The organism is Streptomyces tubbatahanensis, assembly GCF_022699385.1.
GTDB classification, from domain to species: domain Bacteria; phylum Actinomycetota; class Actinomycetes; order Streptomycetales; family Streptomycetaceae; genus Streptomyces; species Streptomyces diacarni.
This window is the reverse complement of sequence record NZ_CP093846.1, coordinates 6,287,689-6,301,166: the sequence shown is the minus strand read 5'-3', so window position 1 is coordinate 6,301,166 and position 13,478 is coordinate 6,287,689. Positions and strand designations below refer to the sequence as shown.

11 protein-coding genes and 3 pseudogenes are annotated in these 13,478 nt (G+C 68.1%); 7 read left to right on the top strand and 7 right to left on the bottom strand.

Annotated elements, in window-relative coordinates; genetic code table 11:
* Nucleotides 1-147 precede the first annotated feature (147 nt).
* From MMF93_RS27000 to MMF93_RS26990, 3 genes are all read left to right on the top strand, one after another.
* Nucleotides 148-1,341: an alcohol dehydrogenase catalytic domain-containing protein gene (locus tag MMF93_RS27000; protein ID WP_242755532.1), complete on the top strand. Its 1,194-nt coding sequence runs from the start codon at nucleotides 148-150 to the stop codon at nucleotides 1,339-1,341.
* A gap of 368 nt (nucleotides 1,342-1,709) precedes the next feature.
* Complete coding sequence (locus MMF93_RS26995; protein WP_242755531.1) at nucleotides 1,710-2,174, top strand: NUDIX domain-containing protein; 465 nt, start codon at nucleotides 1,710-1,712, stop codon at nucleotides 2,172-2,174.
* Nucleotides 2,175-2,270: 96 nt separating this feature from the next.
* A complete protein-coding gene (locus tag MMF93_RS26990) occupies nucleotides 2,271-2,963 on the top strand; it encodes a hypothetical protein (RefSeq protein WP_242755530.1) in 693 nt (230 codons plus the stop codon).
* A 223-nt stretch (nucleotides 2,964-3,186) separates the two neighbouring features.
* Here the strand turns inward: MMF93_RS26990 and MMF93_RS26985 are convergent.
* The 5 genes and pseudogenes from MMF93_RS26985 to MMF93_RS26965 form a co-directional block, all read right to left on the bottom strand.
* Nucleotides 3,187-3,380: pseudogene (locus MMF93_RS26985) on the bottom strand (IS701 family transposase); the annotation flags it as partial.
* Nucleotides 3,381-3,496: 116 nt separating this feature from the next.
* Nucleotides 3,497-4,996 (bottom strand): group II intron reverse transcriptase/maturase, encoded by a 1,500-nt coding sequence (ltrA, locus tag MMF93_RS26980; RefSeq protein WP_479685628.1) that lies wholly within the window; start codon nucleotides 4,994-4,996, stop codon nucleotides 3,497-3,499.
* Nucleotides 4,997-5,643: 647 nt separating this feature from the next.
* Nucleotides 5,644-5,999, bottom strand: a pseudogene (locus MMF93_RS26975) (IS701 family transposase); the annotation flags it as partial.
* A 217-nt stretch (nucleotides 6,000-6,216) separates the two neighbouring features.
* Entirely contained in the window at nucleotides 6,217-7,062 is an 846-nt protein-coding gene (locus tag MMF93_RS26970; RefSeq protein WP_242755528.1) for a GNAT family N-acetyltransferase, read from the bottom strand.
* Nucleotides 7,063-7,479: 417 nt separating this feature from the next.
* On the bottom strand, nucleotides 7,480-7,974 hold the full coding sequence (locus MMF93_RS26965) for a cupin domain-containing protein (RefSeq protein WP_242755527.1): 495 nt from the start codon (nucleotides 7,972-7,974) through the stop codon (nucleotides 7,480-7,482).
* A gap of 81 nt (nucleotides 7,975-8,055) precedes the next feature.
* Between MMF93_RS26965 and MMF93_RS26960 the strand changes: the two genes are divergently transcribed.
* Nucleotides 8,056-8,907, top strand: coding sequence for a LysR family transcriptional regulator (locus MMF93_RS26960; protein WP_242755526.1), 852 nt, complete (start codon nucleotides 8,056-8,058; stop codon nucleotides 8,905-8,907).
* Nucleotides 8,908-9,279: 372 nt separating this feature from the next.
* On the opposite strand, the pseudogene MMF93_RS26955 reads toward MMF93_RS26960, so the two are convergent.
* Nucleotides 9,280-9,836, bottom strand: a pseudogene (locus tag MMF93_RS26955) (SDR family NAD(P)-dependent oxidoreductase); the annotation flags it as partial.
* Between MMF93_RS26955 and MMF93_RS26950 the strand changes: the two are divergent.
* The gene (locus MMF93_RS26950) at nucleotides 9,735-10,484 is read left to right on the top strand and encodes a LysR family substrate-binding domain-containing protein (protein WP_242755525.1); all 750 of its coding nucleotides are present in this window, start codon (nucleotides 9,735-9,737) and stop codon (nucleotides 10,482-10,484) included. The pseudogene MMF93_RS26955 and the gene MMF93_RS26950 overlap by 102 nt on opposite strands.
* A 159-nt stretch (nucleotides 10,485-10,643) precedes the next feature.
* Here MMF93_RS26950 and MMF93_RS26945 read toward each other — a convergent pair whose 3' ends face one another.
* A complete protein-coding gene (locus MMF93_RS26945; protein WP_242755524.1) occupies nucleotides 10,644-11,285 on the bottom strand; it encodes a TetR/AcrR family transcriptional regulator in 642 nt (213 codons plus the stop codon).
* A gap of 78 nt (nucleotides 11,286-11,363) precedes the next feature.
* Between MMF93_RS26945 and MMF93_RS26940 the strand changes: the two genes are divergently transcribed.
* Together MMF93_RS26940 and MMF93_RS26935 are read left to right on the top strand one after the other, a co-directional pair.
* The gene (locus MMF93_RS26940) at nucleotides 11,364-12,233 is read left to right on the top strand and encodes an SDR family oxidoreductase (RefSeq protein WP_242755523.1); all 870 of its coding nucleotides are present in this window, start codon (nucleotides 11,364-11,366) and stop codon (nucleotides 12,231-12,233) included.
* Nucleotides 12,226-13,383, top strand: a complete 1,158-nt coding sequence (locus tag MMF93_RS26935; RefSeq protein ID WP_242755522.1) for an MBL fold metallo-hydrolase — start codon at nucleotides 12,226-12,228, stop codon at nucleotides 13,381-13,383. Before MMF93_RS26940 ends, MMF93_RS26935 begins: the two co-directional genes overlap by 8 nt.
* Nucleotides 13,384-13,478: the final 95 nt, after the last annotated feature.

The following is a 13,478-nucleotide window of genomic DNA, read 5'->3' as shown; positions in this document are numbered from 1 at the left end:
AGTGCGATGGCAAGCAAGAGGGTGTGGCGCTGGCCTGCATACCTCGGGTGTAGCCCTACGTTTAGGAAAGCCGACGTCGCAAAGTCGCCCAAATGACCGCCGACACTCACTCGGCCGAGTCACCGTGAATCAGCAGAGGAGATCGTCATGGCAAGCAGCAACCGCGCTATCACCTTTCAGAACCCGAAAGACATGCGCGTCGAGTCGCTCGACTTCCCGAAGCTTCAGATGCCGAACGGGAAGAAGGCCCCGCACGGAGTCATCCTCAGGATCGTCGCCACCAACATCTGCGGGAGCGACCTGCACATCTACCGCGGGTCCTTCCCCGTGCCCCAGGGCATGGTGATGGGGCACGAGATGACCGGTGAGGTCATCGAGATCGGCCCCGACGTCGAGTTCCTCAGTGAGGGCGACCTCGTCTCCGTCCCGTTCAACGTCGCCTGCGGCCGATGCCGCAACTGCAGGGCGCGCCGGACCGAAGTCTGCGAGACCGTGAATCCCAAGGTGTCCTGCGGAGCGTACGGCTTCAACCTGGGGGACTGGACCGGCGGCCAGGCCGAGTACCTGTTCGTCCCGTACGCCGACTTCCAGCTCCTGCGCTTCCCGGACAAGGACCAGGCCATGGCGAAGATCCGTGACCTGGCGCTGCTCTCGGACATCCTGCCCACCGCGTTCCACGGTCTCATGGAGGCCGGTGCCAAGCCGGGCTCGACCGTGTACATCGCGGGCGCCGGCCCCGTCGGCCGCTGCGGCGCCGCTGCGGCGCGCCTGCTCGGGGCGTCCTGCATCATCGTCGGCGACTACCACAAGGACCGGCTGGAGCTGGTGAAGAAGAACGGCTGCGAGACGATCGACCTGAGCCAGGAAGCGGCGCTCACCGACCAGATCGAGGCCATCCTGGGCGAACCCATGGTCGACTGCGCAGTTGACTACGTCGGCTCTGAGGCACACGGCATCGGGCGTGAGGCCGAGGACATGGACCCGGCCTACGCCCTCAACCAGGTGCTCGACGCCACCCGCGCGGGCGGGGCCACCGGAGTCATCGGTGTCTACGGCGCCGACCCGCTCGCGAAGTCGAAGGCTGAGCAGGAGGGAACGTACCCGCTCGACTTCGGCAAGGCTTGGATCAAGTCGCCGCGGATCACCGCCGGGCAGGCACCGATCATGCACTACAACCGCGAGCTGATGATGGCGATCCTGTGGGACCGCCTGCCCTACCTGAGCGCCATGCTCAACACGAAGGTGATCAGCCTCGACGACGCCCCCGACGCCTACGCGACCTTCGACACGGGAGCATCCGAAAAGTTCATCATCGACCCCCACGGCCTCATTCCCGCCTGAGGTCCGCCTTCCCCGGCTCGCAGTCCCCGTTCGGGGAGGCTGCGGGCCGGACCCCTGCCTTGCCGACGCACAGTCGCGAAAGGACCTCGGAACATCCCTGCTGCGTACGCTGGGACAGCACTCCGTGAGCCTCGGGCTCGCCACGAAGCGGTCAAGAGAAGAGCACGGCCAATGGCTCTGGGTGGCAGCGGGTGGCGCCGCAGGCACCGACGCGGCTGCAGGGTGGTGGTCCGCAGGTACCGCTCGGTGGACAGCTGAACCTCCGGCTCTCCCCTGCCGTAGAGAAGTCCGCCCGACTCGGTGTGGCCGGAGACCGTGGCGCCGGAGCCCAGCCACGGCGAGCAGTGCAACCCGCCATACTCTTTCTCATGGAGCGGCCACTCACGCGTGGGTTCCGCGGATTCCAGCTTCAGTTCGCGACGAACCCGCTCGCTTCCCCCGGAGGCACCGTCGAGCCGACCGACGCCTCCCCCGAAGACACCCTGGTGCGGGAGGCCGAGGAGGAGGCCCAGCTCACTCTCGGCCAAGTGCAGCGACTGGGGTGGGTGTACGACGCGGCGGGCAAGGTCTACGGCGGCATCGGCGAGTGCGCCCGCCTTCGCCTGACGGCTCCCATCACCGCGATCGGCCCCTCCGCTGTCGACCCAGCCGTGGGTCGCCGCCTCGTGCGGCTGCTGGCCATGCCCGAGCAGGCCGCCGCACTACTGGGCTGGGCAGAACAGGGCTACGAACAAGCCCGCCTGGCGGCCCGCACCGCGCACGCGCGATGGGGCATCCCCCTCGCCGCGCCCTCGCCGATCACGGAACTGCCCGCCGAGGGCGGGTTGAGGTGAGCCGCGTTGACACGGCCGAGAGCGACGGCACCCCCTCGGACAGCGACCCGCGCTTCCGGCCACTGCTCCCGGGCCCCACCCGGGCGCCGAGCCCCCATGCCTCTGACCACCCTTCCTCTACAACTCGGGGCTGACGTGCGCACCATACGATTCGCCAACCTCAACGCCTACAAGCTCACGCGGGCCACCATCGGTGACGCCTCCCGGCGCGCCCGCGTCACCGCCATCAAAGAGATCACACCGGACGTCCTCGCACTGCAGGAAGTGGTCGTCGACGAGACCCGCCCGCCCTCTGAGTGGGCGCAGGAGGCTTCGGAGAGCGTTCAGCAGCTCGCGTCCGAGTGCGGTCTGTCGGCCACCACCGTGCGCGCCGACGGCTCCCCCGGCCCAACCGCAATGGCCAACAACGCCCACCGCGGCTGGTACACGGCACTGCTGTTCAACCCGGATGCGGTCACCCCCACGCCGGGAGGGTTCCGGCCGTACGGCGCACCGGATCTCTGGCACGGGCTCACCACAGCCGTGTTCGACATCGGAGCCTCCTCGCCGGTCACCGTCGCCAACTACCACGGAGACCCTTTCCGCGGCGGCTGGCGCCTCGATGAGGCATACCGGCTCAAGTCGGTCTTCCGTACGATTCTCCGAGGGTTCTCGGATTCTGAAGGGCCAACTGAGGGGATACGCGGGACGTTGGGCCTGGAGCGCAGGGTTGAGATCGAGAGTTCCGGAACCGGCAGGCCCACCGTACATCGCGCGTACGGTGGCCGGCCGGGTCGTGGGTGGCCGTGAGCGGGTGGGGTCAGTGCCCGCGAGGGCGTACATGATCACGGCCATCCCGGCGAGGCAGACTAGTACTGCGACGGTGCTTGCGGTGACTGGTGGCCGGGTCAGGGGCTGTGTCCGCGTCGTTTGTAGGGGCTGATGCGGGCTTGGTGCTGGCGTCGTCGGCGCCAGTGTGACCAGTGCAGAACGTCGTCGACCGGGGTGGGGCGGCGGTCGGTGAGGCGGGTGATCAGGCGTCTGATCTCGGCGAGGCTGAGGTGGATGAGCTGGGAGGATCCGTTTCTGCTTTCCCGGCATCCAGCTGGCGGGCTCGCAGGACGGTCAGGCAGGCGTGGGCGGCCATGGCGAGGGTCATGTGGCGGTGCCAGCCGGGGTAGCGGCGGACTTGGTAGTCGTCAGGCCGCATTCCTGCTTGGTGCTCTGGTCGGGTAGGACCGCCGCATTGCTGCGGCGGTCCCCCCTCAGAACCGTGCGGGCCCGTTGTCCGAGCACACGGCTCAAGCAAGCCCTGATGGCTCGCGGGCGTATGCAGGTGCTGGCTAATGTTTGCGACGTCGTTCGGCCCAGTAGTCGACAAGGGCTGGGTCGTCGACGGACGATGTGCCCTTGACCATCTGATGCCGGACGATCTTGGTCCAGGAGAACTTGGCGAGGTAGCGACCGCTGTCGCGGTCGCCGAAGACCCACCGGTCCCGCCTGGCCTTATTGAACATGCCGAAGTAGCGGGAGGTGACCCAGTGCTTCGGCTTGTTCGGGTGCGTGTGAGTTGCCCACTTGTAGACGAGCTTCCACACGTAGGCGTCCAGGGCATGGAAGATGCGGCTGGACACCGTGCTCCGGTAGTAGGCGGCCCATCCCCGGATGATCGGGTTGAGTTTGTGGATCACCGCTTCGGCGTTGGCCCCTCGCAGGGCCTTGACCTCGGCGGCCAGCCGTTTCCGGATGCGTCGCACGGCTGCCGTGCTGGGTTTGATCAGGAGCACCGTTCCGCCGCGGTAGCGGCGGATGTTGAAGCCCAGGAAATCGCAGCCCTCGTTGAGGTGGACGATGCTTGTCTTGTCCTCGTTGAAGACCAGGCCTCTGGGTTTCAACCAGGTGGCCAGTCGCGCCTGGATCTGCTCGGCCTCAACTCTGGAGTGAGCGAAGGCAACCAGGTCGTCAGCGTATCTGATCAGCACCGGCGAGCCCGGTCTTGTTTCACCGGCGTGTGATCCGCCGGTGAAATAGCGGACTCCGGCAGCCTCTTCCATTCCATGGAGAGCAATGTTGAGCAGAAGAGGACTGATCACGCCGCCTTGAGGTGTTCCTTCCTCAGTGGCGGTGAAGCACTCTTTCTCGATGACTCCGGCTTTCAGCCATCGGGTGACCATTCCCTTCGCGGGAAAGGTTCCCAGCATCTCGATCAGGTGAACGTGATCGATGCGGTCGAATGCCGCTGCCAGATCCGCGTCCAATACCCATTTCCGCTTCGGGATCTTCCCGTGCGCGACCGTGAATATCGCCTGGATCGCATCCTGACACCCCCTGCCCGGTCTGAAGCCATAGGATTTCGGCTCGAACCGGGCTTCCCATTCGGGTTCCAGCGCATTGACTGCCTTGGCTTGCAGGACTCTGTCGATGGTGACCGGAATCCCGAGGGGACGCCGCTTTCCGTTGCTCTTCGGAATGTAAACACGTCGGGCGGGCTTGGGCTTCCACGGAGCTGAGGCGCGCTGGACCCAGGTGGCCAGCTCGGCCTTTCCCGGGTTTGTGAGCACGACTCTGCCGTCGATGCCCGCCGTCCGACGGCCAGCGTTGATCTCCGTAACCCGTCGCACGCTGACCAGCGTGTTACTGCGGCTGCGGAGCATCAGTTTCTGCAAGTTGCGGACCCTCTTCAGGTCCCCTGCCTGCGACGCCGCGAAGATGCGCTGGCGTAGACGACGTACGTTCCCCTCAGCGGCATCCCAGTCAATCGCATGCCAGTCGAGTAGCTCGTCTTCGGGTCCGTTCACCGGGCCGCTCGGCGGCACAGCGTCTAACGTGTCCTTCAGTTCCATCGTCCTTGTCATCGTTCTCTTCGCAGGCTCACCTGACCCACGTCAGCACCCTTTTGGGCTGGGTCACCTGGACCCTATCCGGCCAGTTATGCGGGGCGGCTTGGTGGAGTGACCAGCCGTTGTTTCCCGGTTTTCTGTTGCCTTTCGGCCATCGGCGTTCGCTTCTTGGGTCATCCTGTTCCCGCCGGGGATTTGAGCTTTCCTTGCGGTCGGCCTACCTGTTGCACGACGGCAACAGGACCCCTTCGGGGTTTCCACGTTCTGCATGAGCGAGATGCGAGTGGGGTGGGTGCCCTCTCTACCCCGGGACGGCGGTGTTCTCCCGGCTGACTGCTTCTCTCCAGCCGGCGCCTGCCGCTTCTCAGCGGCCAGTCCTGTACCCCGCTTGAACATCCCATCGGCGGGGTCGAAGTTACGAGGCATAGCCAAGGGTTCATTCGCATTCACCCATCCACTCATTCCCCTTGCCTGTAACCCCCGGATGGAACAGGAGTCCTTGGGCTTTTCCCCCGGGCTTCGCACCCTCCCGTTACCAGGAACGCACGCCGGGGCGGGGACAGGCCCTGAACACTGGCCCGGAACTACACCTTCCTCAACGGAACCTCCTCTCGGTGAGTTCACTCAGCTCAAGCAGCCTCGTGTCGCACGAAGCATTCCTCGATGGCCCATCGGTTGCCCGCGATGCGGATCAGGTCATCCAGGTGGTCTGGGCGGGGCAGTGGGCGATGTAGTAGGAGATCTCCTGCGGGCGGGCGACGCTGCGGCGGGCGATGACCCAGTGGCGAGGGTCGGGTCGGTGCCAGGGCCGCACCTCGACGCGTGCCCAGTCGTAGAGCCGCAGGCCGTGAGCCCCGGTGCCGCAGGAACGACGCTTCCACTTCTGCCGGGCAAGGCCGTTGAACAGGTCGTGGACAGGATGGTCGATCGCCCAGCGGGTGACCACGGTGTCGTGCCGGGTGGTGGCCATGACATGGAAGACGTCCGCCTCTTCCAGCTCCGAACGCGGCTCGCCCTCGATCGCATCGAGGAAGCGGGACGGTGCCGTCCGCATCCGCCTCGGCTCCGCCCCGGACGAGCTTCCCGCACCCGTCGCTGACCTGGCCCGCACTCTCGGCATCGACACCACCGTCACCGCCAAGTGGCAGCGAGCCGCCGCTGGAGACTGGGCCGCCGACGCAGCCGAGGTCAGCCGCCGAGAGAGCGTCATGAGTGCTGGGAGCCTATGATCGCGCGGGCTGGTTGGCGATCAGGAGGGTGCTGCCGGCGGGGCGGAAGCCGAGACGTGCGTAGATGCGCGCGATCGTGTCATCTGCATAGGCGAGGAAGACGGTGCTCACCCCGTGATCGCGGGCGTGGTTGACCAGGGCTGCGGTGATAGCGGCGGCCAGGCCCTGACGGCGGGCGAGGGGAAGGGTGCCGATGCCGCCGATCTCCGTGGTCTCGTTCGCCGGGTGGTAATGGCCGACAGCCAGCGGGGTGCCGTCCGAGGCGAGTGCAGCAATGAGCGTTTTGTGCCCGGCCCGGATTGTGGGGCGGACCGCTGCCACAGTGCCGTCCACCAGCAGCTCATCGGCCACCACCGACAGCTCCTCACGACCCGCCGGGCCCACCGCGGTGCCCTCCTCGGCAAAGGCCAGGCGGGGGAGAGCGAGGGCCGCGGGCAACGCAGGGTCGTCGGACGTCAACACGCGGAGCGTCACGCCATGCGGCAACGGACGTGAGTCCACTGCGTGGTTGGGATCCAGCGCCATCAGCGGGCGTTCCTCCACCGGCAGACCGGCGGCCTCGATACGGGCACGCAGCGTCGGCGCCGCCTCGGCCAGCCACTCGAAAGCCTCCGGCACACCAAGTTCGCGCTGCCGAGCTCGCACCCGGGCGATATCAGCGGCGACAACGGCCGAAGACATCTCTGCGGTGGGCTGAGCATGGCCGGGGCCGCCGTAATACGGGGCACCAGGTGTCTTGCGCACGAACAGCCGTAACGAACCGAACCTTTCGGCATCAGCGAACAGCAACGGCGCAGTGGCATAATACTGCTCGATACGGACACGCAGCAAGTCGCTCATGTGGCGCATCCGACCACGGGACGATGCTGCACCGCATCCGAGATTCGACGTCAGCCATAGGGTGGCCCAACGCCCTCAAGCCGTCGCAACGCCCCGTGCCTCAGGGGGTATTCGGGCAGTTCCAGTACCCGACTTCACAGTTACACGTCCAGCAGACCCGCGCCGAGTACGCCTGCGTAGCAGGAGAAGAGGGCGAGCGGTCCCACGACGATCCAGTAGGCGATGTTCATCGTTCCCGTTCATGGGCCACCGGTTCGCGAGGCCCCGTCGATTGCGTCGATTGCGTCGATTTCCAGGGGAAGCCCCTGGAGAAGGCCCGGTCCGTCGTCCGAGGGGGCCAGGCGGCAGCGCCGCGGCCCCGCCGGCCGGAAGCACAGTAGGGGCTGGGCTGTTTCCGTCCCGTCGGTCCCGTCGGCTTCAGGCGAGGTCGGTCGCGGGCTCGGTCGCATAGCGGCTCATCGCGTCGGTGTTGGCTTGTCGCGTCAGCGGCCGGCCGCCGTCGAGTGCCTCCTGCAGGTCTCGGAAGTACTGCACGTACAGGTCGGGGGTGAATGTGCTGAGCATGACGGCGGGCTGGTCGCTCAGGTTGGCGAAGGTGTGCGGGGTGCCTGGCAGAACCATCACGAGTGTGCCCGCGGTGGCGTCGTAGTCGTCGTTCCCGACGGTGAATCGCACGGTGCCGGAGAGGACGTAGAAGCCCTCGTCGTGTTGGGCGTGGCGGTGCTGCGGCGGCCCCTGGGTGTACGGGGCGAGGACGGACTCGGCGATCGCGAGGCGGTGCCCGGTGTGGCTGCCGTCCTCCAGAACGCGCATGCGCGTGTTGCCCAGAACGATCGTCTCACCATCGCCGGGACCCACCACCGATATGACAGAACCGGCCTGCGGCTCGCTGGTCTTCGCTTCTTCGGTCATGCTCACGAGTGCACCGCCGGGACCCCGCCAGTGTCCAAGACCCATCCCGCAGCGCCGATACCTCGTGGGTATCGTTGCAGCGTGGAGCTACGGACCTTGCGCTACTTCGTGGCGGTCGCCGAGGAACTCCACTTCGGCCGGGCCGCCACCCGGCTGCACGTGAGCCAGCCGCCGCTGAGCCGGGCGATCAAGCAGTTGGAGGCCGACGCCGGGGCCCTGCTCTTCGCCCGCTCGCCGACCGGCGTCACGCTCACACCGGTGGGCACGGTGCTGCTCGACGAGGCGCGGGCCCTGCTCGGCCATGCCGACCGCGTCCGTGTACGCGTCAGCGCGGCGGCCGGCGCGGCGACCCTCACCGTCGGCATCCTGGGCGACGGAACCGACCCGGGAGCGTCCAGGCTGGCCGCCGCCTACCGCCGGAACCACCCCGGCGTCGACGTCCGTATCCGCGACACCGACCTGACCGACCCGACGTGCGGGCTGCGCGCCGGACTGGTCGACGTGGCCCTCACCCGGGCGCCGTTCGACGAGACCGCTTTGAGGGTGCGGGCGCTGCGAACGGATCCGGTCGGGGTGGTCCTGCGTGCCGACGATCCGCTGGCCCGCCGCGAACGGTTGCGGCTGGCCGAACTGGGCGACCGCCGCTGGTTCCAGTTCCCGCAGGGCACCGACCCCAGCTGGCAGTCGTACTGGAACGGTGGCAGGCCGCGCGAGGGGCCGATGGTGCGCGCCGTTCAGGAATGCCTGCAGGCCGTGCTGTGGAACGGCACGGTCGGCCTGGCCCCCCTCGGGCACGACCTGCCCGCGGAGCTGGCCGTGGTACCGCTGACCGACATGGCGCCGAGCCGAGTGGTGGCGGTGTGGAACGAAGGTGACACCAACCCGTTGATCCGGTCCTTCGTCGAGATCGCAACAGCCGCGTACCGCCACTGAGCGGTGGCAGCCGGTGCTGCCACATCCCGTGAACGTGGTGCGCCTGCTGATCGGTCCCCGCTGCACTCCGACGGCGAGCTCACCCTCGTCTCCCTCGCGGCAGGAGCCGGCCTGCGGCGTGACAAGCTGACCGGCAAGCACACCGGCCTGAAGGACCTGTCCTACGCCTTGGTCGAGGCCCGCGGCCACAGCCCCGGCCCGGGAACCGACGCTCCTTGCACATCGCCCCCTACAGGCCGGAAACGCGCTCGGCGGTGCGGTGGCCGATGGTCGCGCGCTGCACGTCGCTCAGCGGCGCCGACTTCGCTCAGCGGCGCCGACTTGAGGAAGCGGAAGGCGTCCATTGTCTCCCTCCCAGGGGGTGTCGATGGCGAACATGGCGGTCTTCGTCAGCGCCGGGCACAGCGCGTTGACGCGGATGTCGTCCGGCCCGTAGTCCACGGCGGCCACCTTGGACAGACCGACGACGCCGTGCTTGCCGGCCACATACGCCGGGGCGCTGGGGATCGCGTACAGGCCGCCGTTGGAGGCGACGTTGACGATCGCCCCGCCACCGTGTTGCTTCATCACGGGCAGTTCGTACTTCAGGCACAGCCATGTGCCGATCGGGTTGACTCGCAGCACGCGCTCCCACTCCTGGACCGACATCTCCGTCAGGACCCGGTCGTGGGAGGGAATTCCCGCGTTGCCGCGAAGTCGAGCCCGCCGAACGTTGCCACGACCTGGGTCACGGCCCGCTGCACGGACTGCTCGTCCTCGATGTCGACGGCCACGGCCTCAGCCGGGGCGCCCTCCTTCACTATCAGTTCCACGGTCTGACGAGCGCTGTGCTCGTCCAGGTCGAGTACAGCGACCGCGGCCCCGCGCCGGGCGAACTCGAGTGCGGCGGCGCGCCCGATTCCGCTGCCGGCGAAGCGCTCGTGCACCATGGCCGGCACGCGCTCAACGCTGTCAGCGCGGCCGCCGAGAAGGCCCGCCGGGCCGGTGATCAGCAGGCCCGGCTGCGCCTGGTGATCAAACCCGGCGGTGACGCAAACCTGCTGTCCGGCATCCTGGCCGCCTACGCCGGCCGGCCCGACGCCCGCCAGGTGGACATCCTCTTCGGCGGAGCCACCGACCGCGCCGATCACGTCCGCGACGGCCGCGCTGATGTTGCCCTGCTGTACGTGCCGTTCGACGACGTGACCGGCCTGGACCACGAAACCCTGATGGTCGAAGGACGTGTCGCGATCCTGCCGCCGGACCACCCGCTCGCCTCTCGCTCGCAGGTCACTCTCGCCGACCTCGCCCAGGAAACACTGCCACGCTGGAAAGGCGTGCGCTGGACGGGAGCGCCCGAGGCCGGGCCGGGGCCCGAGATCACAAACGCAGCCGAAGCCCTGCAAATGATCAGACTGGGACGCACCATCGCGGTCTTGCCCCGCTCGCTGGCCCAGCCCATGCACCCGGGCCTCGTCTACCGGCCCGTGACCGATGCCCCGAACAGCGAACTCGTCCTCGCATGGTCGCAGGATGACCGCCGCCGCTTGATCGCCTCCTTCATCACCGCCGCTGTGGATGCTTGTGGGACGACTTGAGGATGCGGACGGTGCGCACGACCTGGGCGCGGGGGCGCGACAGCACGAAGGCGGTACGACGCGGCCGACGGCATCTCGGCATGGACGGCCGAGCCGAACGGTGCCGCCCCGCACCACGCATGGCCCACGACTGCCTGTGCGTCCGCCGCTCTGGTCTCGTCAGCCCACCCGCTCGCGTGCCGCGGAGAACAGTGCGGAGCACACGTCGACGAGTGTCGCCGGGTCATCCTCCTGCCCGCGCTGCAACCAGTCGACGAGCAGGTGGTTGACGGCTCCGACCAGCCCGACGGCGGTCAGGCGGTGGAGGTCGACGGCCGCTCTGGTCGCGGGCTCCTCCGGCAAGGACCACACTGCGGTGATGAGGTCGGCGAACTCGCGCAGCACTCCGTTACGGCGCGCTTCCAGCTCGTCTGACACACCGACCACCTCGATGAGCACCACGCGGGCCCGCCGGGGATCGGCCGTGAGGAACCCGATGAAAGCGTCGAGGCCGGTGTGGGCGCGGGTGTCGAGATCCGAGCCGGCCGTCTTGTCGAGCGCGGCCAGGACCGCGGCCCGCATGCTGTCGGTCAGTTCGGCGTAGAGCCCGGCCAGGCAGTCGTGCCGGTCGCGGAAGCACGCGTAGAAGTACCGCTCGGTGAGCCCGGCCTCCCGGCAGACCCGCTTGACCGAAGTGGCCGCGTACCCCTGTGTGCCGAACAGTTCGAGCGCGGCGCCGAGGACAGCCTCTCGCCGCTTGCGGTCGCGCTCGTCCGGGTCGAGGCCCGAGTAGCGCCGCCCTTCGCTTTTCGTCTGCACCATTGCGTCGTCCCCTTCCTGGTGGCAGTCTAGGTCGCCATCTGACACGCACGTGTGTCAGATAGAGCGGAGGCGAGAGGGATGCAGACGAGAGCACTCGCTGGGCGCGTTGTCGCCGTCACTGGAGGGGCGAACGGAATCGGCCGGGAGACGGCCCGCCGGCTGGCGCTGGCCGGCGCCCGCGTGGCCCTCGGAGACCTGGACCCTGCCGCGGCACGAGCGTCCGCCGAGGAACTGCGGGGCGACGTGGTGGGCTTCGGGCTCGATGTCACCGACTCTGCGTCCTTCACCGCCTTCCTCGCCGAAGTCGAGGAGCACTGGGGCCCGCTCGACGTCCTGGTCAACAACGCGGGAGTGATGTGGGTCGGCGGATTCGCCGACGAGCCCGAGTCAGCCACCACCCGCCAGTTGGAGGTCAACCTGCATGGTGTGATCCGCGGCGTGAAGCTCACCGCGCCCGCTATGCGCGCGCGAGGCCGTGGCCACATCGTCACCATCGCGTCGGCGGCCTCGAAGCTCTCGCCGCCAGGCGAATCGACCTACGCCGCGACCAAACACGGCGTGTACGGCTACCTCAAGGGCGTGCGCGCGGAGCTGCGCGGCAGCGGGGTCCGGATCTCCGTGGTCATGCCGGGCGTCGTCGACACCGAACTCGCCGCGGGAACGGCGACGGGCGCGGCCAAGCTCCTCAAGCCCCTGGATGTGGCGCGCGCTGTCGTGGCGGTGATCGAGCGTCCGCGGTTCGAGGTGTCCCTGCCCGGATACGTCGGCCCGCTGTCCCGCTGGGTCGAGGTGTTTCCACAGCCCGTCCGCGACCTTCTCCTCCGCGCCATGGTGCCCGACCAGGTGCGGTCCGTGCCCGGTGCCTCAGTACGCCAGGGCTACGAATCACGCATCTTCACCGGCACCGGCGCCGGCACCGGCACCACCCCGGGAGGGGAACATGACTGACGCGGCGCGGACAGAAAAGACGAAGGCCCTGAACACGACCGGAGCGCAGGCCCTCCGGTCGATACCGGAGTTCGAGGGCGTGCACGACGTCTGGCCGCGCGGAGACCGCCTCAAGGCCATCCGCTCGGCTGCTGAGCGCTACCGCGAGCGATTCGTGAGCCAGGGCCGGGTCCGGGCGGTCAAGAGTTTCGACATCGCGGCCGCACCGTATCCTGCGCGGTTCGCCTTCCAGGGGTACTCCGTCAACACCAACCCGATGATCAGCATCATCAACCGGATGCTCGTCATCCAGTTCGACGGGTTCGACGGGCAGCTGAAGACCCTCGTGTGGGAGCCCACCATGGCCGAGGGGTCCGCGGAAGCGCCGTTCTACAACAAGCTGCAGTCCTTCGCTCGCCGCCTGCGCGCGGAACGCCTCTTCGTCAAGTACTACAACGACCCGGACCGAGTCCTCCCGAGCGTGGGTCTGCGCAACGAGGACGTCGACGACGTCAGCTTCGACCACCTGCACGTGCAGGACGTCCGCATGATCATGGGAAGCGACACCCCGCTCCGGGATGAGCCGGCACCACGCCGGCCGCTCTTCCCCAACGGCAAACTCCTTGTGCACAGCAAAGAGCTCGGCACGTTCGCCTCCATGCATCCGATGCAGTGGGCCTGGTACGTGGACGGCGGCATGGACGGTGTCCCAGCCGAGCGGCTGGAGGTCTTCGAAGGGGACGTGGAACTCGGCGTCGGCGTCAGTCTGCTGTGGACACCCGGCCACACCGACGGCAACCACTCACTGGCGATCAACACCCCGGACGGTGTCTGGGTGTCCTCTGAGAACGGCATGGCGGCCGACAGCTGGCAGCCCGAACTCTCGAAGATTCCCGGCGTGCGGCAACAGGCTGCCTTCTACGGGCGTGAGGTCGTACTGAACGCGAACACGCTGGAGGACTCCCTCGACCAGTACGACTCGATGGTCAAGGAGAAGACGATGGCGTCGCCCGCGCCGGGCGACCCCAGGTGGCTGCAGATCCTTCCCTCTTCGGAGTGCGCTGCCTGGAAGCGGCAGTGGCCGGTCGTCCCGACCCACACCCATGGAGGACTCGCCTACGGCGACATCACCAGGCCAGGCGCATCCGGGGAGCGTCAGACCACGAGGTGACCCTCGTCCCCGGCGCCCACCGCCAGCGCCCCCGGCGTCCGCCGGAGCGCCGACTGACCCGCCCCGCGCCCTCTGTCGGACCGTTCCGCGCCATG

What these genes read in the sequence shown, in the direction of transcription:
- MMF93_RS27000 (WP_242755532.1), top strand. Translation starts at nt 148, where the DNA reads ATGGCAAGCAGCAACCGCGCTATCACCTTTCAGAACCCGAAAGACATG.
- MMF93_RS26995 (WP_242755531.1), top strand. Translation starts at nt 1,710, where the DNA reads ATGGAGCGGCCACTCACGCGTGGGTTCCGCGGATTCCAGCTTCAGTTC.
- MMF93_RS26990 (WP_242755530.1), top strand. Translation starts at nt 2,271, where the DNA reads ATGCCTCTGACCACCCTTCCTCTACAACTCGGGGCTGACGTGCGCACC.
- ltrA (WP_479685628.1), bottom strand. Translation starts at nt 4,996, where the DNA reads ATGGAACTGAAGGACACGTTAGACGCTGTGCCGCCGAGCGGCCCGGTG.
- MMF93_RS26970 (WP_242755528.1), bottom strand. Translation starts at nt 7,062, where the DNA reads ATGAGCGACTTGCTGCGTGTCCGTATCGAGCAGTATTATGCCACTGCG.
- MMF93_RS26965 (WP_242755527.1), bottom strand. Translation starts at nt 7,974, where the DNA reads ATGACCGAAGAAGCGAAGACCAGCGAGCCGCAGGCCGGTTCTGTCATA.
- MMF93_RS26945 (WP_242755524.1), bottom strand. Translation starts at nt 11,285, where the DNA reads ATGGTGCAGACGAAAAGCGAAGGGCGGCGCTACTCGGGCCTCGACCCG.
- MMF93_RS26940 (WP_242755523.1), top strand. Translation starts at nt 11,364, where the DNA reads ATGCAGACGAGAGCACTCGCTGGGCGCGTTGTCGCCGTCACTGGAGGG.
- MMF93_RS26935 (WP_242755522.1), top strand. Translation starts at nt 12,226, where the DNA reads ATGACTGACGCGGCGCGGACAGAAAAGACGAAGGCCCTGAACACGACC.